The sequence below is a fragment of the Streptomyces sp. NBC_01166 genome (assembly GCF_045039765.1).
GTDB lineage: Bacteria > Actinomycetota > Actinomycetes > Streptomycetales > Streptomycetaceae > Streptomyces.
This window is the reverse complement of sequence record NZ_CP108613.1, coordinates 1,150,039-1,170,820: the sequence shown is the minus strand read 5'-3', so window position 1 is coordinate 1,170,820 and position 20,782 is coordinate 1,150,039. Positions and strand designations below refer to the sequence as shown.

General features: G+C 72.4%; 3 protein-coding genes. All 3 read left to right on the top strand.

All coding sequences use genetic code 11. The annotated features are described in order from the left end of the window. The 3 genes from OG379_RS05380 to OG379_RS05370 are packed head-to-tail and all read left to right on the top strand — an operon-like array spanning position 1 to position 20,773. Positions 1-7,560: an SDR family NAD(P)-dependent oxidoreductase gene (locus tag OG379_RS05380; RefSeq protein WP_405659871.1), complete on the top strand. Its 7,560-nt coding sequence runs from the start codon at positions 1-3 to the stop codon at positions 7,558-7,560. Further along, positions 7,557-15,188: an SDR family NAD(P)-dependent oxidoreductase gene (locus OG379_RS05375; protein ID WP_405659869.1), complete on the top strand. Its 7,632-nt coding sequence runs from the start codon at positions 7,557-7,559 to the stop codon at positions 15,186-15,188. Before OG379_RS05380 ends, OG379_RS05375 begins: the two co-directional genes overlap by 4 nt. Beyond that, positions 15,185-20,773, top strand: a complete 5,589-nt coding sequence (locus OG379_RS05370; protein ID WP_405659866.1) for a beta-ketoacyl synthase N-terminal-like domain-containing protein — start codon at positions 15,185-15,187, stop codon at positions 20,771-20,773. Before OG379_RS05375 ends, OG379_RS05370 begins: the two co-directional genes overlap by 4 nt. Positions 20,774-20,782: the final 9 nt, after the last annotated feature.

Below are 20,782 nucleotides of genomic sequence, written 5' to 3'. Positions count from 1 at the left end.
ATGCAGACCAAAGACCTTCTGCTGGCTCTGCGGTCCGGCAGGATCGGACTCGACGAGGCCCGGAACCTCCTGGCTTCCGGACCGGCCGCCCCCGGCACCGCCCCGGAAGCCGGAACCCGGCCGGAGACCGTCGCACCCGCACAGGTGCCGGCACGGCAGGCCGTCGCGGTCATCGGCATGTCCGGCCGCTATCCCGGGGCCGAGAACCTCGACCGGTACTGGGAGAACCTGCGCGCCGGCCGGTCGACCGTCACCGAGGTGCCCGCCGGACGCTGGGACGTCGATGCCCACTACGATCCGCAGAGCCGCCGCCCCGGCAGGACCGACTGCAGGTGGATCGGGGCGCTCTCGGACTTCGACGCCTTCGACCCGGCGTTCTTCGGGATACCGCAGGCCGAGGCGCACGCGACGGACCCCCAGCACCGGTTGTTCCTCCAGGAGGCCTTCCATGCCTTCGAGGACGCCGGATACGGCCGGGAGCGGCTCGACGGCCGCGCCTGCGGTGTCTATCTGGGGCTGGCCAGCCATGAGTACGGGGACCTCCTCTCCCGGCACGCTCCTGACGCCGGCAATGCGACCGGGACCAACGGGGCCATCGCGGCGGCCCGGATCGCCTATCACCTCAATCTCACAGGCCCGGCCATGTCGGTGGACGCGGCCTGCACCTCGTCCCTGGTCGCCGTGCACCTGGCCTGCCAGGCCCTCCGCGCGGGCGAGACCGACCTGGCGCTGGCCGGCGGGGTCAGTCTTTACCTGGGCGCCGACCGGTATGTGAGCATGAGCGCCGCCGGCATGCTGTCCCCGACCGGGCAGTGCCGCCCCTTCGACAGCCGTGCCGACGGATTCGTACCCGGTGAGGGCGTCGGGGCCCTGGTGCTCAAGCGTCTCGACGACGCGGAGCGCGACGGCGATCCCGTCCACGGTGTGATCGTCGCGACGGCCGTCAACCAGAACGGCAGCACCAACGGCATCACGGCCCCGGGCAGGCGCAGCCAGGCCGCACTGATGCGGCAGCTGTACGCGGCGCGGGACATCGACCCCGCGGACATCGGCCACATCGAGGCACACGCCACCGGCACCACCATGGGCGACTTCATCGAACTCGACGCACTGAACACGGTGTTCCGGGAACGCACGGACAAACGCGAGTTCTGCGCCGTCGGCTCGGTCAAGGGCAACATCGGCCACGGGACCGCGGCAGCGGGGGTGGCCGGGCTCCACAAGACGCTGCTCTCCCTCCGCCACCGCACGCTGGTGCCCACGCTGCACGTGGAAGAGCCCAACCCGCACTTCGACTTCCCCTCCTCGCCCTTCTACCTGAACACCCGCACCCGCCCCTGGGACGCTCCCGACGGACGTCCTCGCCTCGGCTGTGTGAGCGCCTTCGGCTTCAGCGGCAGCAACGCCCACATCGTGCTGGAGGAGTACACGGCCGCCCCCACGCCGCCGACCGGTTCCGCGCGCGGCGGCGGCCACCTGTTCGTGCTGTCCGCGAAAACCCCCGACGCGCTGGCGCGCCAGGCCGCCGGGCTGCACCGGCACCTGCTCGACACACCGGGGGCGGACCTCGCGGCCACGGCCTGGACCCTGCAGACCGGACGCGAGGCGATGGACGTGCGCGCCGCATTCGTCGCCGCCTCGCGCGAGGAACTGCTCGGGGCGCTGGACGGCCACGTACGCACATACGAGGCCGCGCTGACGTCCTCGTCCTCCGCCGGGGAGCCACGGCGTGTCCCGGCGTCGCACCGCCGCCGGTGGCCGGCGCGGACGGCCCTGCCGGAGCTGCCGGAACTCGCCGCGGCCTGGCTGCAGGGCGTGGACCTCACGGCCGACGAGTGGGCCCTCCTCCACGACGGCACGCCGCGCCGCGTCCACCTGCCGGGATACCCCTTCGCCGAGGACACGTACTGGTACACGGCCCTCGCCCCGGCCGCGGAGCCCGTGCCGGCCCCGGAACTCGCCTCGTCCCCGGAGCCCGCCCCGGGAGGGGAGAGCCTCCACTTCCGCTCCCAGGACCCGTACGTCCGCGACCACACCGTGGCAGGAGTGCCGACCCTCATCGGCATGACCCACGCCGGCCTGGCGCTCGACTGGTTCTTCGACCGCTTCCCGCAGCACGACGCCGCCCGGCTGAGCCGGCTGACGTTCCTGCGTACGGTCGAGCTGCCCGACGGAACCCGGGCCGAGATCCGGCTGGAACCGGACGACACACCCTCCCGGGAGGACCTGCACGTCCGGGCGGTGTACCGCAAGGACGCACGCGAGCCGTGGACCCCGGCGGCCGAGTGCCGGATACGCGGGGCCGCGTACGAACCGGAGAGGGCCGACCGCGTGGCCGGACTGCCACCGGTGGACCCGGAGCGGCTGTACGGACGGAACCCGGCGATCGAGATCGGGGAGACGTTCAGGACCTTCGCCGAGCTGTACGCGGACGGCTCGACGGTGGTGGCCGCCGTCGACATCACGGGGGACGGGACGAGGGGACACTCCCTGGACCCGTTGCTCATGTACAGCGCCTTCCAGGCGGCGTTGCTCTTCCTCGACGAGGACGGTTCCACCGGCTATCTGCCCTTCGGCGTCGAGGAGGTGCGGGCGCGGCGCGCCGCGGTGCGAGGACGGGTGTGGCTGACCGTGCGGCTGCGCCGGGACTCCGGTGAGCTGGTGGTGTTCGACGCGGACCTGACGGATGACGCCGGTGAGGTCGTCGCACGGCTGAGCGCATGCTCCATGAAACGCGTCCGCCCGGCGGCACCCCCCGTGGTCCCCGTGGTCACCACGCAGGACGACCTGCCCGAGGCCATCCGGCGCTACCTCGCCGGCAAGGTCGCGGCCCTGCTCGACGATCCCGGGCAGGAGGTCGACCCGCGGATCAACCTGATGGACCTGGGCGTCACTTCGGAGCAACTGGTCTCGCTGACCTCGGACATCGAGCGGGACAACGGACTCGAACTGAGCCCCGCCCTGTTCTTCGAGTACCCCAGTCTGGACCAGCTGGCGGACCACTTCCTCCGGGACCACCGCGACGTGTTCGCCTCCGGCCCCGGAGGCGGGTGGCCGGCGGTGGGCGCGGCACCCGTACCCGCCTCCGGACCCGCACCCACGCCTGCACCCGTGCTCCCGGCCCGCGCGGAAGCCGACCGCGCCGGGCACGAGGACATCGCGGTCATCGGCATGCACGGGATGCTGCCCGGTGCGGCGGACCTCGACGAGTTCTGGCAGAACCTGGTCGCCCGCAAGGACGTGATCAGTGAGATCCCGCCGGACCACTGGGACTACCGTCCCTGGTTCGACGCGACCCCGGGGGCCCGCGACAAGACGTACTGCAAGTGGGGCGGGTTCCTCGAGGACGTCGACACCTTCGACGCGGAGTTCTTCCGCATCTCGCCGCGCGAGGCCGAGTGGATGGACCCCCAGCTGCGGCTGCTGCTGCAGAGCGTCTACGCCACGGCCGAGGACGCGGGCGCCGCCGCACGGCTCCGGGGCAGTGACACCGGCGTGTTCATCGGGGTCTGCTGCCACGACTACCTGGACGTGATCAACGAGCGGCGGCTGCCCGTCGAGCCGTACGCCGGTCTGGGCAACCACCACACGGTCCTCGCCAACCGGGTCTCCTTCGCCTTCGACCTCAAGGGCCCGAGCGTGGCAGTGGACACCGCGTGCTCCTCCTCGCTGGTGGCGCTGCACCAGGCCTGCCAGGCGCTGCGCAGCGGGGAGTGCGCCACTGCGTTCGTCGGCGGGGTGAACCTGCTGCTGTCGTCGTACCACTACCGCTTCTTCAGCAGCGTGGGCGCTCTGTCGCCGACGGGCCGCTGCCACACCTTCGCCGAGGAGGCCGACGGGTACGTCCCGGGCGAGTGCATCGGCACGGTGCTGCTCAAGCCGCTGAGCAGAGCCGTCGAGGACGGAGACCGGATCCACGCGGTGATCAAGGGCTCCGCGGCCCGCCACGGCGGTTACACCCCGTCCTTCACCGCGCCCAGCGTCGAGGGTGAGGAGAACGCGGTCGTCAGGGCGTGGCAGGACTCCGGGGTCCCGCCGGAGACGATCAGCTACGTCGAGGCGCACGGGACCGGGACCAAACTCGGCGACCCCATCGAGATCACCGCGCTGAACCGGGCCTTCAGGCGGTACACCGAGCGGGAGGGCTTCTGCTCGGTCGGCTCGGTCAAGGCGAACATCGGGCACACCGAAGGCGCCGCGGGCCTGGCAGGCCTGCTGAAGGTGATCCTGCAGTTGCGCCACCGCCGGATCCCGCCGCTGCCCCGGTTGCGGGACCACAACCCGCTGATCAAGTGGGACGGCGGAGCGCTGCGGGCGGCCACCGAACCCCAGGACTGGATCGCCTCCGAAGGGGTCCCGCTCCGCGCGGGCATCAGCTCGTTCGGCATCTCGGGCGCCTACGCGCACGTGGTGGTCGAGGAGTTCGTTCCGGCCTCCGAGGACCTGCCGCGGGCCGCGCCCGACGGCACGGCCCGCCCGGCGGCGGTCGTGCTCTCGGCTCGGAGCGAGGAGCGGCTCGTGGAACGGGCGCGGCTGCTGGCCGACGCACTGCGCGACGGCCCGCCGGCCGGCTCCGGCCTGCCCGACATCGCGTACACCCTGCAGACGGGACGGGAGGCGATGCCCGAACGCATGGGCTGCGTCGTGTCCTCGGTCGGCGAACTCGTAGGCATCCTGGAGGGGTTCGCCGAGGGGCGTGCCGACGACCGGGTCCACCGGGGCCGCGCCTCCGCCGGCTCGGGGCACGCCACTGTGCCGGCCCCGGCACTGCACGGCACGCATGACGCGCTGGAGTACGCGGCACTGCTCGACGCATGGGTGCACGGCGCCGCCTTCGACTGGCGGTCGCTGCACGGCACGGCCCGGCCGAGGCTCGTCGGTCTGCCGACGTATCCGTTCGCAGGCGAGCGCTACTGGCTCCCGGACACGGCGGGAAAGGCGGCACCCGCCGCCCCGGAGTCCGGCGGTCCGCTGCTGCCCGCCGCGGAGCCGGACAGCGGGCACACCACGTTCCGCCCGGAATACTCCGGCACGGAGTTCTTCCTCGCCGACCACCGGGTGCTCGGACGCAGGATCCTGCCCGGCGTCGCCCACCTGGAGATCGCCCGGGCGGCGGCGCAGGCGCACCGCCAGGCGGGCGGCCTCCCCGACCGCCCCCTGCGCCTCGCCGACGTGGTCTGGACGGCGCCTGCCGAGGCGGCGGACGGGCCCCTGCGTCTCGACGTCACACTGACACCCGCGGCCGACGGCGCGAGCGCCTTCACCGTGCACGGAGCGCCGGCCCGGACCGGTGGGGAGCCTGCCCTGCACTGCCGTGGACGGGTGGAGGCGTTGACGGACGAGGTGGCCGTCCGCGAGACGCTCGACGTGGCGGCGATCCGCACAGCATGCGACGTACGGCACCTGACGGCCGATCAGTGCTACGAGACGTTCCGGCGGGCCGGGATGGAGTACGGACCCGCCTTCCACGGCATCCGGCACATCGACGTCGGAGCAGCCCAGGCCCTCGCCCGGCTGGCCCTGCCGGACGCCGTGCGGGACACCGCCACCGCGTACGGACTCCACCCGAGCCTGCTCGACTCCGCGCTGCAGGCGGTGGTGGGACTGATGTTCCCCTCCGCGGACACTCCGGAGGGGCTCGACGGCCCCGCCCTCCCGTTCTCCGTCGACGAGGTCGACGTACTCGCCCCGTGCCGCGACGCCGGATGGGCCCGGGTGCGGGAACGGGCCGGCACGAAGGCGCTCCGGACGTTCGACGTGGACGTCTGCGACGAGGACGGGACCGTCTGTGTGCGCATCCGCGGCGCGGCCTGCCGTACCTGGCGCGACACGGCACCCGCCGCCGACGCGCCGGTGGAGACCGTCATGGCCGCGCAGGTGTGGGACGTGCTGACGTTCGAGGAGAACGACGTGACGGCGTCCGCCGGGGGCCGCACCGTCCTCCTGGGCGGTGACCCGGTGATCCGGCCGGCGCTCGCGGCGGACTTCCCGGACGCCGCCTTGCCCGAGGTGGCGCCGGATGCGTCGGTGGCCGAACTGCGCGACCTGGTCGACGGGTACGGGGAGATCGGCCACCTCGTCTGGGCGGCGCCCCGCGGAACCGTGACGGAGGACGGCTGGGACCAGGTGCCGCAGGCCCAGAACGGCGGTGTGCTCCAGCTCTTCCGGCTGATCAAAGCGCTGCTCGAACTGGGCTATGAGCAGAGGGCACTGACGCTCACCGTCGTCACACGGCAGAGCGAGCCGTGCGGACCGTACGACACCGTCGATCCGACGCACGCGGGGGTGCACGGGGTGGCCGGCTCGCTCGCCAACGAACAGCCCGGCTGGCGGGTACGCAGCGTCGACCTCCCGGCCGACGGACGGTGGCCCGAGGGAGCGCTGCGCCGCCTGCCCCGGGAGACGGGCGTGGACGTGCTGGCCCTGCGGTCCGGTGCCTGGCACGGACGGAGGCTCATCCCCGTCGACGCCCGGACGCCCGCAGAGCCCACCGGATACCGGTACGGAGGCGTGTACCTGGTGATCGGCGGGGCCGGGGGACTCGGCGACACGTGGTCCGAGTACCTCATCAGGACGTACCGGGCCCGGATCGTGTGGGTCGGACGGCGGCCCCTCGACACGGACATCACCCGCCGGCTCGATCGACTGGCCGGCTTCGGCCACGCACCGGTCTACATCCAGGCGGACGCCACCGACGAGGCGCAGCTGCGCCGCGCGTGCCGCATCACCCTCGACCGGTTCGGCGCGCTGCACGGAGTGGTGCACGCGGCGATCTCCCTCCTCGACCGGAGCCTGGCGGGGATGACGGAGGAGCGCTTCCGGGCCGGCTACGCGGCCAAGCTGGACGTCGGGGTCCGCATGGCACAGGTCTTCCGTGACGTACCGCTCGACTTCGTGCTGTTCTTCTCGTCGGTCATCTCGTTCGTCAAGGGCGCCGGACAGGCGAACTACGCGGCCGGGTGTGCCTTCAAGGACGCCCTCGCCCACCGGCTCGCCCAGGAATGGCCCTGCGCGGTGAAGGTCATGAACTGGGGTTACTGGGGGAGCGTCGGGGTCGTGGCGTCCGACGCGTACCGCGAGCGCATGGCGCGGGAGGGCATCGGATCCATCGAGCCGTCCGAAGGCATGGCGGCCCTGGAATTCCTGCTCTCGTCCCCCTTCGACCGGCTCGCCCTGATGAAGGCCGCGGACCCGGGACGCATCGGAGCCCTGGACATGACCCAGAGCCTGACCCCGGCTTCGGCCGGGGACGTGCACCGGGAGGAGCCTCCCGGGGACGGGACCGTACTCGCAGAACTCCGCGAGCTGGCCGGGGCCCGGATCGAGGGGCCGATCCAGCCCTCGGACGACGGCCGTGAACTGACCGCCTACGGCTTCGGACCCGCCCAACTGACCGAACTGGCCCAGCAGATAGGTGAGCAGTACCGGATGCACCTGACGCAGGCGGCATTCATCGACCACCCGACTCTCCCCGACCTGGCACGGCTCATCGCCGACCGGCCGACGGGACATGCCAGGACCACTTCGGTGGGCGTTTCCGACGGAGGGGAAGAGCAGTGACACCGACGCAGGCGCAGCAGCACATGGAACGGCTGCTGCGGCAGCTGCTGCGGGCCCAACTGGCCGAGCTGGGAGCCCCGGACGGGGCGGGGCTCGACGAGGTCATGGCCGGCGCGGCCATCGGTCCGGCCTACCGCGAGTGGACGCGCGAGACCCTCCGGGTGATCCGCGCCGACGTCGGGGAGCCGGGCGCCGCCGCACAGCTGTGGCGGGAGTGGGACCAGGAGCTCCCGCAGTGGCAGGCCCTGCCCGCGCTCCGCGGACGGGCCGCCCTGCTCGACCGCACGGTGCGCCGTATCCCCGGCATCCTGACCGGAGAGGTGCCGGCCACCGAGGTGCTCTTCCCCGACTCGTCGCTGCACCTGGTGGAGGCGGTCTACAAGGACGACCCCGCCGCCGACGCCGGGCGTGAGGCGCTGGCCGCGGAGGCCGCCGCCCGCGTTGCGGAACTGGTGGACCGGCGGCCCGGCGCGCGGGTGCGCATCCTTGAGGTCGGCGCCGGGACCGGAGCGACCAGCGAGGCCGTCCTCGGCAGGCTCGCACCTTTCACCGACCGCATCGCGGAGTACACGTACACCGATGTCTCCGCCGCCTTCCTGACCCATGCGGAGCGGACCTACGGCACACGGCATCCGTTCCTCGTGTGCCGGACCTTCGACGTGGAGCGGCCGCCCGAGGAGCAGGGTCTGGCCGTCGGCGGATACGACCTGGTGATCGCGGCCAACGTGCTCCACGCGACCGCATCGGTGCGCCGCGCGCTGCGGCACACCAAGGCGCTGCTCAGGCCGGGTGCTCTGCTGCTGGTCAACGAGCTGGTCGGCAACACCCTGTTCGCCCACCTCACCTTCGGGCTGCTGGAGGGCTGGTGGCGCCACACGGACCCGGAGCTGAGGCTGACCGGCTCCCCGGGTCTGAGCGTGGAGACGTGGAAGCGGGTGCTGACGGAGGAAGGACTCAGGCCCGTACTCTCGCCCGACGTCCCGGGCGCGGAGGCGGGGCAGCAGTTGCTGGGCGCCGAGAGCGACGGCTTCGTACGCCGCGGACGGCCGGACAGCCCCGGATCCGGACCGGCCGGGAGCCCCGTCGCGGCCGGCGCCCCGGGCGGCGGGCACGCGGCCGGCCGCACCGGAGCCACCGACACCCCTGACCACACAGCCGGCGCGGACGCCGCCGGCACGGCGGACGAGCTCACGGCACGCGTGACGCCGTATCTCACGGAGCTGGTCGCCGCCGCGCTCAAGTACCCGGTGCACCGGATCGACCCGGCCGAGCCGCTCCAGAGCTACGGGCTGGACTCCCTCGTGGTCACCCAGCTCGGTGCCGAACTGCGCGACAGGCTCGGCAAGGTGAGCAGCACGGTCTTCTTCGAGTACCCGACGATCGAGGAACTGGCCGGCCACTTCGTCGCTGCGCACGGCGCACGGCTCCCCGGGCTGCTCGGGCTGACGGACGAGACGCCCGCCGTGGACGGGCCGCGGGAGACGCCCCGTCCGCAGGAGACGGCCGCCTCGCAGGGGCCGCCGGAGGAGCGCACGCCGCGCCCCGCCGTCCACCGGCCGGACCGCACGGACGGCGAGGGGGACATCGCCGTGATCGGACTGGCGGGCCGGTACCCCGGGGCCGAGGACATCCACGCGTTCTGGCGCAATCTGCGGGACGGCCGCAGCAGCATCACGGAGATCCCGCCGGAGCGCTGGGACTGGCGGACGTACTTCAGTCCGGAGCGCGGTGCCCCCGGCGCCGCCTACACCAGGTGGGGCGGCTTCCTCACCGACGTCGACGCGTTCGACCCTCTCTTCTTCCGCATCTCGCCCGCCGAGGCGGAGCGGATGGATCCGCAGGAGAGGCTGTTCCTCGAAACCGCGTACTCCGCCGTCGAGGACGCCGGGTACTCGCCCGCCGGGTTGTCCGGCAGCCGACAGGTCGGCGTCTTCGTCGGTGTCATGAACGGCAACTACCCCACCGGGGCGCACTACTGGTCCGTGGCCAACCGTGTCTCCCACGCGCTCGACTTCCGGGGCCCGAGCCTGGCCGTCGACACCGCGTGCTCCGCCTCGCTCACCGCGATCCACCTCGCGGTCGAGAGCCTGCGGAACGGCTCCTGCGAGTGTGCCGTGGCCGGCGGCGTCAACCTGATCGTCGATCCCGTGCACTATCTGCGCCTGAGCTCCCTGACCATGCTCTCGGCGGGCGACCGCTGCAAGGCGTTCGGCGAGGGGGCCGACGGATTCGTCGACGGGGAGGGCGTGGGAGCCCTCGTGCTGAAGCCCCTCGCGGCGGCCGTGGCCGCGGGTGACACCGTCCACGGCGTGATCAAGGCCACCCACCTCAACGCCGGAGGCCGTACCACCGGCTACACGGTGCCCAACCCCCGCGCCCAGGCCGAGCTCGTCACCGCCTGCCTGGAGCGGGCCGGCCGTAATGCCCGGTCCGTCAGCTACGTGGAGGCCCACGGCACCGGCACCGCGCTCGGAGACCCCATCGAAGTCGCCGCTCTCAGGCGGGCGTTCGAGCAGCACACCGCGGACCGGCAGTTCTGCGCCATCGGTTCGGTGAAGAGCAACGTCGGCCACCTGGAGAGCGCCGCCGGAATCGCCGGGGTCACCAAGGTCCTGATGCAGTTGCGCCACGGACGGATCGCACCGACGCTGCACGCGCGGACCCCGAACCCCGAGATCGACTTCGCCGACACGCCCTTCGCCCTCCAACAGGAGACCGGCCCCTGGAAGCGTCCCGTCCTGGAGGGCGCCGAGCACCCACGGCTCGCGGGCATCTCCTCGTTCGGGGCGGGCGGGGCCAACGCGCACGTACTGATCGAGGAGTTCACCCCGGCGGACACCGACGACACGGGGACCTCCGGCGGGGCTGCCGCCGGCACCCGCCACCCCGTCGTCCTCTCCGCCATGGACGAGGACCGCCTGCGCGAGAGGGCCCGAGGGCTGCTGGCGGCGCTCCGCGACCCGGACCGCGATTACGGCGAGGGGGACCTCGCGAGCATCGCGTTCACCCTGCAGACGGGCCGGGAGGCCATGGCGGCGCGACTGGCCTTCATGGCCGGTTCCCTGGACGAACTCGGCCGTACGCTGCGGCGGTTCCTGGACGGCGACGAGACGCCCGGTCTCCACCGGGGTTTCAGCCCCGCCTACGAGGAGAGGCCTGGCGGCCAGGACGGCCCGCACACCAGGAGCGTGGAGGACCTGCTGGCCGAGGGCGAGCACGACGCGGCGCTGCGGACGTGGGTGCGAGGCGCCGATGCCGACTGGACGCGCGACGCCGCCGGGCCCCGCCCCCGCAGGATCCCGCTGCCTGGCTACCCGTTCGCCCGGGGCAGGTACTGGGTCACACGGCAGGAGACGCCCGCACCGCCCGCGCCGGCCGCCGTGCCCGAGACCGTCGTCGACCCAGCGCTGCTGCTCGTCCCGGGCTGGGCCGCCGGGGAGGACGCCGGCACGGGCACCGCCGACGCACAGCGGTTCGCCCACCACGACATCATCCTGTGCGGAGCAGGGTTGCCGGACGGCCTGCCGGACCACATCGGTCTGAGGGAGGGACGGGTACGGCTGACCGTGCTGCGCTCCGCCGAGCAACGCGCCGACCGGCGCTTCGAGGACCACACGGTGCAGCTGACACAGGTCCTTCAGGACGTGCTGCGCCGCGCCGTGGGAGGCCGGTCACTGGTCCAGCTTGTCGTCTTGGGACGAGGCGGCGACGCCGCGCTGACCGCCCTGTCGGGGATGCTGCGGTCCGTCACGCTGGAGAACCCGAGGGTGATCGCCCAGCTGATCGAAGCCGGCGACCGGGCGGACCGGCTGACCCCGGTCGTCATGGAGAACGCCGCGCGCGCCGGGGACCGGCACGTCCGCCACGAGGGCGGCGAAAGGCTGGTGGCCCGTTACCGCGAAGCCACCGCACCGGCGGTCGCCCCGGCGCCCTGGAAGGACCACGGCGTCTATGTGATCACCGGCGGCGCAGGGGCGATCGGACTGCACCTGGCCAGGGAGATCGCGCGGTGCACGTCGGGGGCGAGGATCGTGCTGACCGGCCGTTCGGGCCCGGACCGGCCGGCGACGCGGGACGCGCTGCGGGCGATGCGGGAGCTCGGGGCGCACGCCGAGTACGTGACCGCGGACATCACCGACCGGGCGCAGACCGATCGCCTCATGGCTGAGGTCCGCAGCCGGTTCGGAGGCCCGAACGGCGTGATCCACTGCGCCGGGGTGCTCGACGACGCCTTCCTCATCGGGCGGACGGCCGCAGGGGTGCGCCGTGTCCTGGCCCCCAAGGTGACGGGGTGGGTGAATCTCGACGAGAGCACCAAGGACGATCCGCTCGACGTCTTTCTGGCCTTCTCGTCCGCCACCGCCGTCGTGGGGAACGTCGGACAGGCGGACTACGCCGCCGCCAACGGCTTCATGGGCCACTGCACCGTGCGGCGTAACGAGCTCACCGCCGCCGGGGAGCGGCACGGGCAGGCACTGTGCGTGCACTGGCCTCTGTGGCGTGAGGGCGGCATGCGGATGGACGAAGAGACACAGGAGCGGCTCCGCGCATCGACGGGGGCGGCCGCGCTGGAGACCGAGAGCGCTCTGCAGGCGCTGTACCGAGGGATCGCCGCCGGAGTCGGGCGGCTGGCCGTGTTCGCGGGAGCCGGGGACGACATCATGAATCATGTGAACGACACCGCTCTTCCGCGCACCGCGCGGACGGAGCGGGCCACCGTGGACCGGGATCCACTGCGTGAGGCGGTCGTACGACGGCTGAAGCGGCAGCTCGGCGGCATCGTGAAGCTGGGCGAGGAGAGCCTCGACGCGCGAGCACCGCTGGAGACGTACGGGATCGACTCCGTGATGATCACCCGGTGGAACCGGATGCTCGAGGACGACTTCCCCGACCTGCCCCGCACGCTCTTCTTCGAGCGCCGGACCATCGCGCAGGCCGCGGACTACCTGCTCACGGAGTTCCCCGCCGAGTGTGCCGGGTGGACGGGCACGGCGTCCGCCGCGTCCGCCTCCGCCCCCGGTGCGGTGGCAGCCGTTTCAGCCCTATCCGAGGCGCCACCCGCGCCCCGGGCCCACCGGACGGCCCCTCGTCCGGCCCGGGCCGTGGAGCGCGAGCCGATCGCCATCGTCGGCATCTCCGGACGCTATCCGCAGGCGGACGATCTGCAGCAGTTCTGGGAGCGGCTCGCCGCGGGAGACGACTGCGTCACCGAGATCCCGGCCGACCGCTGGGGGCTGGACGACTTCTACCTCCCGGACCCGGAGGAGGCCGTCGCACGCGGCAGGAGCTACAGCAAGTGGGGCGGGTTCCTGGCCGGGTTCGCCGACTTCGACCCGCTCTTCTTCCAGATGTCCCCGCGCGAAGCCCGTCTGATGGACCCGCAGGAACGGCTGTTCATCACGGCGGTGTGGGAGGCCATGGAGGACGCCGGCTGCACGCGGGAGCAGATGGGCCGGACCTACGAGGGCAGTGTCGGCGTGTTCGCCGGCATCACCAAGACCGGATACAACCTCTACGGTCCCGAGGCCCGGGCCGCCGGGTGGCGGGGCGAACTGCACAGCTCCTTCGCCTCGGTGGCCAACCGCGTCTCGTACCTGCTGGACGTCCACGGCCCGAGCATGCCGGTCGACACGATGTGCTCCTCCTCCCTCACCGCCCTCCACGAGGCATGCGAGCACATCCTGCGGGAGGAGTGCCGCATGGCCGTCGCGGGTGGCGTCAACCTCTACCTGCACCCGTCCAACTACATCGGCATGAGCGCCCACCGCATGCTGGCGTCCGACGGCCGCTGCAAGAGCTTCGGTGCGGGTGCCGACGGCTTCGTACCGGGTGAGGGCGTGGGTGCCGTCATTCTGAAACGGCTGTCCGACGCCGTCGCCGACCACGACCAGATCCACGCCCTGATCCCGGCCACGGGCATCAACCACGGCGGCCGCACCCACGGCTACACGGTGCCCAGCCCCACTGCGCAGACCGCCCTCATCCGCAGGACGCTCGACAAGGCGGGCATCGACGCCCGGGCCGTCAGCTACATCGAAGCGCACGGCACCGGCACCGAACTCGGTGATCCGATCGAACTGGCCGGACTCACGGGGGCCTTCCGCACGGACACCCAGGACGACGGTTTCTGCGCCATCGGGTCGGTGAAGTCCGGCATCGGTCACCTGGAGGCCGCAGCCGGTATGGCGGGCCTGACCAAGGTAGTCCTGCAACTGCGGCACGGCGCCCTGGCGCCCAGCCTCCATGCCGATCAGCTCAACCCCAACCTCCGCTTCGAGCAGACCCCCTTCACCCTCCAGCGGGAACTCGGTGAGTGGAAGCGGCCCACGGTGGTGCGTGACGGCGACATCACGACCGCGCCCCGGATCGCGGGCATCTCCTCGTTCGGCGCCGGCGGAGCGAACGCCCACGTCCTGATCGAGGAGTACGTTCCGCGTCCCGGGGAGGACGGCCGGGACCTTCCGGTGAACCACGTCACCCCCGAACGCCCCGCGCTCATCGTCCTGTCGGCGCGCACCCCCGAGCAGCTGAACGCCAGAGCGGGCCAGCTGGCACAGGCCGTCCGCGACGGTGTGGTGAGGGACGACCGGCTGGCCGACGCCGCGTTCACCCTGCAGACGGGGCGTGAGGAACTGGAGGAGCGGCTCGCCCTTGCCGTGGCGAGCACGGCCGAACTGGAGAGCCGGCTGACCGCCTGGCTCGCCGACCCGGACTCCGCGGAGGGCGTACACCGGGGGAGCTCCCGCCGGCACAAGGAGGTCCTGGACCTGCTGCTCGACGACAACGGCATCGGCGAGGCTCTCGCGGCGCTGGCCACGACCGGTGGCATCGGCAAGCTGCTCAGGCTGTGGACCATGGGCATGAGGGTGCAGTGGGAACAGTTCTACGGGGAACACCTGCCGTACCGGATGAGCCTCCCCACCTATCCCTTCGCCAAGGAGCGGTTCTGGATCGGTGACGAGGCCTCAGCCGCCCCGGCAGAGCATGACCGCGCAGCCCTGGACTCTGCGGCCGCCCCGCCCCGCCCCGCGGTGCGGCCCGAACACGCCCCCGCCGTGGCACAACCGCCGACCGTCGCCGCATCCGGCGGGCCGGCGAACCGCATCCGGTTGTCGGTGCTGTCGGAGCGCACGCGCCCGGCAGACGATGCACCGGCGCCGGCCACAGTCCCCGCGGCGCCGGCCGCCGGCCCGGTTCCCGCTCCGCCGTCGCGTCCCCCGAGGACGTCGCGGCCCGTGCCCTCCGCGACGGAGCCTTCGCCGGCACCGGCCGGTGTCTCCGGCGAGCGTCTGGAGGACGAACTGGCGGTGGGGCTGTCCGAGATCCTGGCGGTGCCGCGTGACGAGATCGACCCGGACAGAAGCTTCGCCGATCTCGGGCTCGATTCGATCGTGGGCGTGGAGTGGGTGCAGTGGGTGAACGCCACCTACGGTCTGTCCGTCACCGCGTCGAAGATCTACGACCACCCGACCGTCCGCGAGTTCCGCCGCTTCCTCTCACCACAGATCGACCGGGGGCCGTCCGGGCAAGGCCTGCACGCCCTGGTCGCGGGAGTACAGCGTGGCGACCTGGATGTCGATGCGGCCGGGAAGCTGTTCCAGGACCTCGGCAAGGAGCCCCGGCGGTGAACGCACAGGAAGTGTTCGCCGCACTGAGGAACGGCGAAATCACCCCCGACGCGGCCGAGAGCCGGCTGCGCGCCCTGATGGCTCCCGCAGCGGTTTCCCGGCCCCGGGAGCACGGCGCTGCCGAGCGGCCCGGCGACGGGAGCCCCGTGCGCTGGCGGCACGTCGAACCGGGGATCGCGCTGGTGGTGATGGAGGACCGCGCGCACGGGAACGGCTTCTCGCCCGGCCTGGTGGCCGGGCTGACCCGTGCCTTCGCGGAGATCCAGGCGGACGACAGCGCCCGCGTCGTGGTGCTCACCGGCTACGACAGTTACTTCGCTTCCGGAGGGACGAAGGAGGGGTTGCTGGCGATCCAGGAGGGCCGGGTCAAGTTCACCGACCTGGGCGTCTACCACCTGCCGCTCGACTGCGAACTGCCCGTCGTCGCCGCCATGCAGGGACACGGCATCGGGGCGGGCTGGTCCATGGGCATGTTCTGCGACTTCGCCGTGTTCAGCTCGGAGAGTTACTACACCAGCAACTACATGACGTACGGATTCACGCCGGGAGCGGGAGCCACCCTGATCTTCCCCGAGCGGTTCGGATCCGCGCTGGCCCGGGAGATCCTCTTCACCGGTCGCAGGTACCGGGGCTCGGAACTGGCCGAGCGGGGTGTGCCGTTCCCGGTCGTCCCCCGGTCGCAGGTCCGCGAGACCGCGCTGGCTCTGGCGCGGGAGCTCGCTCAGGCACCGCGCGAGTCCCTCATCGGCCTCAAGACCCTGCTCGCCGGGCCGGTACGCGACCGCGTAGCGGGCACTCTTGAGCGGGAACTGGCCATGCACGACCGGACGTTCGTGAACCAGCCCGAGGTCCGCGACCGCATCCACGCACAGCTCGGAACCGGGACGCCCGCCGTGCCGGCGACCGCCGAAGCCCCCCGGCCTGCCGGGGCGGAGCCGCGACGGCAGAAGTCCGGCACGGAGCCGGCCCCGGAAAAGACCCCGCCGGAGGCGGGACCGGACACCGGCCGGGCGATCGCCGTCATCGGCATGGCCGGCCAGCTGCCGATGGCACCGGACCTCGACGTGTTCTGGGACAACCTCACGGCCGGCCGGGACTGCGTGTCCGAGGTCCCCGACTCGCGGTGGCCCCTGGAGTCGTACGCCGACCCCGATCCGAGGGCCCCCGGCAAGACGTACAGCAGGTGGATGGGCGCGCTGGAGACGGCGGACTCCTTCGATCCGCTGTTCTTCAACATCTCGCCGGTCGAGGCCGTGCACATGGACCCCCAGCAACGGATCTTCCTGACCAGCAGCTGGCACTGCATCGAGGATGCCGGGATCGCGCCGTCGGCCCTTTCCGGCGCCCGCTGCGGCGTCTTCGTGGGCTGCGCCTCCAGTGAATACGGTCAGTACCTGATGCAGAAGGGCGACAACCCGCAGGGTTTCACCGGTGCCGCGTCGTCGATCCTGAGCGCCCGGATCGCGTATCTGCTCAACCTCAAGGGGCCGAGTCTGGCCGTCGACACGGCCTGCTCCTCCTCGCTCGTGGCCATCGCCGAAGCGTGCGACAGCCTGCTGCTCGGCAACAGCGACCTGGCACTGGCCGGTGGTGTGTCGGTGATCTCCGGGCCCTCGATGCACATCATGACCAGCAAGGCCGGGATGCTGTCCAAGGACGGCCGGTGCAAGACGTTCGACGCGGGCGCCGACGGCTTCGTCCCGGGGGAGGGCGTCGGGGTCGTCCTGCTGAAACGCCTGGACGACGCCGTGCGTGACGGTGACCCGATCCGCGGGGTGATCCGTGGCTGGGGCGTCAACCAGGACGGCCGGACCAACGGAATGACGGCTCCGAGCGCCGCTTCCCAGACGCGGCTCCAACAGGAGGTGTACGAGCGCTTCGGTATCGACCCCGGAACGATCACCATGGTCGAGGCGCACGGCACGGGCACGAAGCTCGGAGACCCCATCGAGGTCGAAGCCCTGACCGAGGCGTTCCGCGCCTTCACGGACCGCACCGGCTTCTGCTCACTGGGATCCGTGAAGAGCAACATCGGCCATCTGCTCACGGCGGCCGGCATCGCCGGGGTGCTCAAGGTCCTGCTCTCCCTGCGTCACGGTATGCGGGCACCGACCCTGCACGTCGACACGGTGAACGAACACATCGCCCTGGAGCAGAGCCCGTTCTACCTGGCCACCCGACCGGAGCCCTGGGACGCGGTCGACGGCGCACCGCGTCGGGCGGCGGTGAGTTCCTTCGGTTTCAGCGGCACCAACGCGCACCTCGTGATCGAGGAGTACGTCCCGGATCAAGCCGTACCCGCCGTCAGGCCCGACCCGGAGGCGCAGCAGCACCCCGTACTGCTCGTGCTGTCCGCCAGGACCGAGGATCGACTGCGTGCCTACGCCGTCCGGCTCCGGGATGCGGTGGCGGCCGACCCGGACGCCGATCTGGCCGACTGGGCGTACACGACCCAGGTGGGCAGGGACCCGCTGGCGTGCCGGATGGCGACGGTGGCTACCACCCGCGCGCAACTCCTGGACTCCCTCGACGACTTCGCCGACGGGGGCACGGCGGGGGCATGGGCCACCAGGCCGGAAGAGCTGACCGCCACGGGGGAGATCGCCCGGGCCGCCGACGAGTGGCTGGCGGGCGGCAGCCCCGACTGGGAGCCGCTGCACGGGAAACACCGACCGCGCCGGACCCATCTGCCGGGGTACCCGTTCGCCGACGAGCGGTACTGGCTGGCCGAGTTCCGGGACTCCTTCGGGCCGGCCGCCTCCGAGCCTGCGCGCGACCGGACACCGGCAGGTGACCGGGCACCGGCACGTGACCGGACACCGTCCCTGGACCGGGCACCGGCCCCTGGAGGCGGGACCTCCGGTCCGCCGCCGGACGACGACGCCACCGCGCTGCTCGCGGACGAGCTGTCGCACCTCCTGAACATCGACCGGCGGCAGCTGTCCGCCCGGACCGCCTTCCACGAGATCGGCGTGGACTCGCTCGCCGTACGCCAGCTCCTGGAACGCCTGGAGGCCGTCTTCGGGGAGATTCCCGCGGAGGCCTTCTTCACGCACAAGACCATCGGTGCGCTGGCCGGATTCCTTGCCGCCCGCATGCCCGAGCGGCCGGCCGCCCCTGTGACGGCCCGTCAGGACACAGAGGTGGCGGCGCCTCCCGGTGAGGCCGGCGGCGTCCCGCCCGGCGAGGCCGTCGCCGTCGTCGGCGTGAGCGGCCGGTACCCCAAGGCGCACACCCTCCGGGAGTTCTGGACCAATCTGGAGTTCGCCCGCGACTGCGTCGTCGAAATCCCGAAGGAGCGCTGGGACCACCGCGACTACGGCTCACGAAACGCAGTGCGCGGCAAGGGCGAGGGGATGTACTGCAAGTGGGGCGGCTTCCTGCCCGACGTGGACCGCTTCGACGCGGACTTCTTCGGGATCTCACCGCTCGAGGCCAAGCACATGGACCCGCAGGAGCGGCTGTTCCTGGAGACGGCCGCGGCCTGCCTGGAGGACGCCGGGTACTCCCGGGAACGGCTGCACGACCCCACCGCGGCGGACGGCCGCGCGTCGGTGGGCGTGTTCGTCGGGGCCACGTTCAACAACTACCAACTGCACCAGGCGGAGGGGTACCGGGAGGGGCACTTCGCGCCCGTCAACTCCCAGCTGTACTCCATCGCCAACCGGGTTTCCTACCTCTACAACCTGCGCGGTCCGAGCCTGTCCGTGGACACCGCCTGCTCGTCCTCGCTGCTCGCCGTGCACCTCGCCTGTGAGAGCGTCCGCAGCGGTGAGTCGGCCATGGCTCTCGCCGGAGGGGTGAACCTCTCCCTGCACCCGAGCAAGTACGTCTCGCTGTGCGCCGGGCAATTCGCTGCCAGCGACGGCCGGTGCCGGTCCTTCGGCAAGGACGGAGACGGGTACGTGCCCGGCGAGGGGGTCGGCGCCGTGCTGCTGAAGCCGCTGGCGGCGGCGGAGCGGGACGGCGACCACATCTACGGCGTCATCAGGGCGACGGCGGTCAACAACGACGGCCGGACCTTCGGTTACAGCGTGCCCAACCCTTCCGCGCAGGCCGAGGTGATCGGGCGCGCACTGGACAAGGCGGGCGTCGACGCCAGGACCATCAGCTACGTGGAGGCGCACGGCACCGGCACCAAACTCGGCGACCCGGTGGAAGTGGCCGGACTGGCGCAGGCGTTCGGCAAGGACACCGGTGACACGCAGTTCTGCGCCATCGGCTCCGTGAAGTCGGGCATCGGACACCTGGAGGCGGCCGCCGGCATCGCGCAGCTCACCAAGGTGCTGCTGCAGCTGAAGCACCGGCAACTGGCCGCGTCGCTCACCCACTCCGAGGATCTCAATCCGCACATCGATTTCGAGGCCACCCCCTTCTACGTGCAGCGGGCCACGGGCGAATGGCGGCGCCCCGTCATCACCGCCGGGGACGGCTCCGTACACGAGGTGCCGCGGCGGGCCGGGATCAGCTCCTTCGGCGCCGGGGGCGTGAACGTCCACGCCGTCGTCGAGGAGTACACGTCCGCCGCCGCACCGGCCGGACGGACAGGCCCCGTGGTCGTGCCGCTCTCCGCGAGGACCGGCTCCGCACTGCGCGCCGGCGCCGAGGCGCTGCGCGACCACCTCAACTCGGCGGGCGACCAGCCGGGCGGGCTCGCGGCGGTGGCCGACACGCTGCAGACCGGGCGGGACGCCCACGAGCACCGGCTCGCCTTCGTGGCGACGGACGAGGCGGACGCGGTCCGAACCCTGGACGCGTACCTGCGGGGAGGCGAGGACGGGACACGCCTTCACGTCGGCCGGGCCGCGCCGAACGGCGGGGCGGCAGGGACGGCGCCTCACCATGCTCCGGGTTCCGACGGGCCGGAGGAGACCGCGCGGGCCTGGGTGCTCGGTGCGTCCGTCGACTGGTCCGCACTCCGCGGCGGAGCCGAACCGGCACGGGTTCCGCTGCCCACGTACCCCTTCTCGGGTGACCGTTATTGGACCGGGCGCAGCGGATCGGGCACCGGCTCCCTGACCCGGCCTCCAGGACGGCAGGAGGCGCGGCAGCCGGTCGTGCCGACGGAGCCCGCCCGGCCCGCACGGGAACCGTCCGCCCGGCCGGCCCCGGCCGATGCGGCCCCGGAGCCGTCCGGTACGCCGCCGCCCGGCGTCTCCGCGCTGCGGGCATCTCTGGCCGAGGCGATGGATTTCGAGCGGGACGACATCCTGGCGGCCTTCCTGCGGGAGCGGCTCGCCGAGCTCCTCGACTACCCGCCCTCCGAACTGCCCGACCCGGACCGGGGCTTCTTCGACCTGGGAATGGAATCGGTCATGGTCGAGAAGTTCCGGCTGTCGCTGGAGACCGAACTCGGCGTGGATGTGGCGGACACGGCGGTCTTCGAGCACCCCACGGTCGTGGCGCTCACCGCGCATCTGCGGGGGCTGATCCCCTGGGACGACATCGGACGGACAGCCTTCGGTGCGGGTCCCGCCGGTTCAGGCCCGGTCGGGCCCGGTCCCGTCGAACGTACTGATCCCGAACTGGCCGACACGGTCGCCCAGTTGCGGCAGGAGCTGCTCGAGCTCGGCGCGATCGCGTGACAAGGGGAG

Excerpts from the sequence above, each read along its gene's own strand:
- OG379_RS05380 (WP_405659871.1), top strand. The coding sequence starts at position 1 with ATGCAGACCAAAGACCTTCTGCTGGCTCTGCGGTCCGGCAGGATCGGA.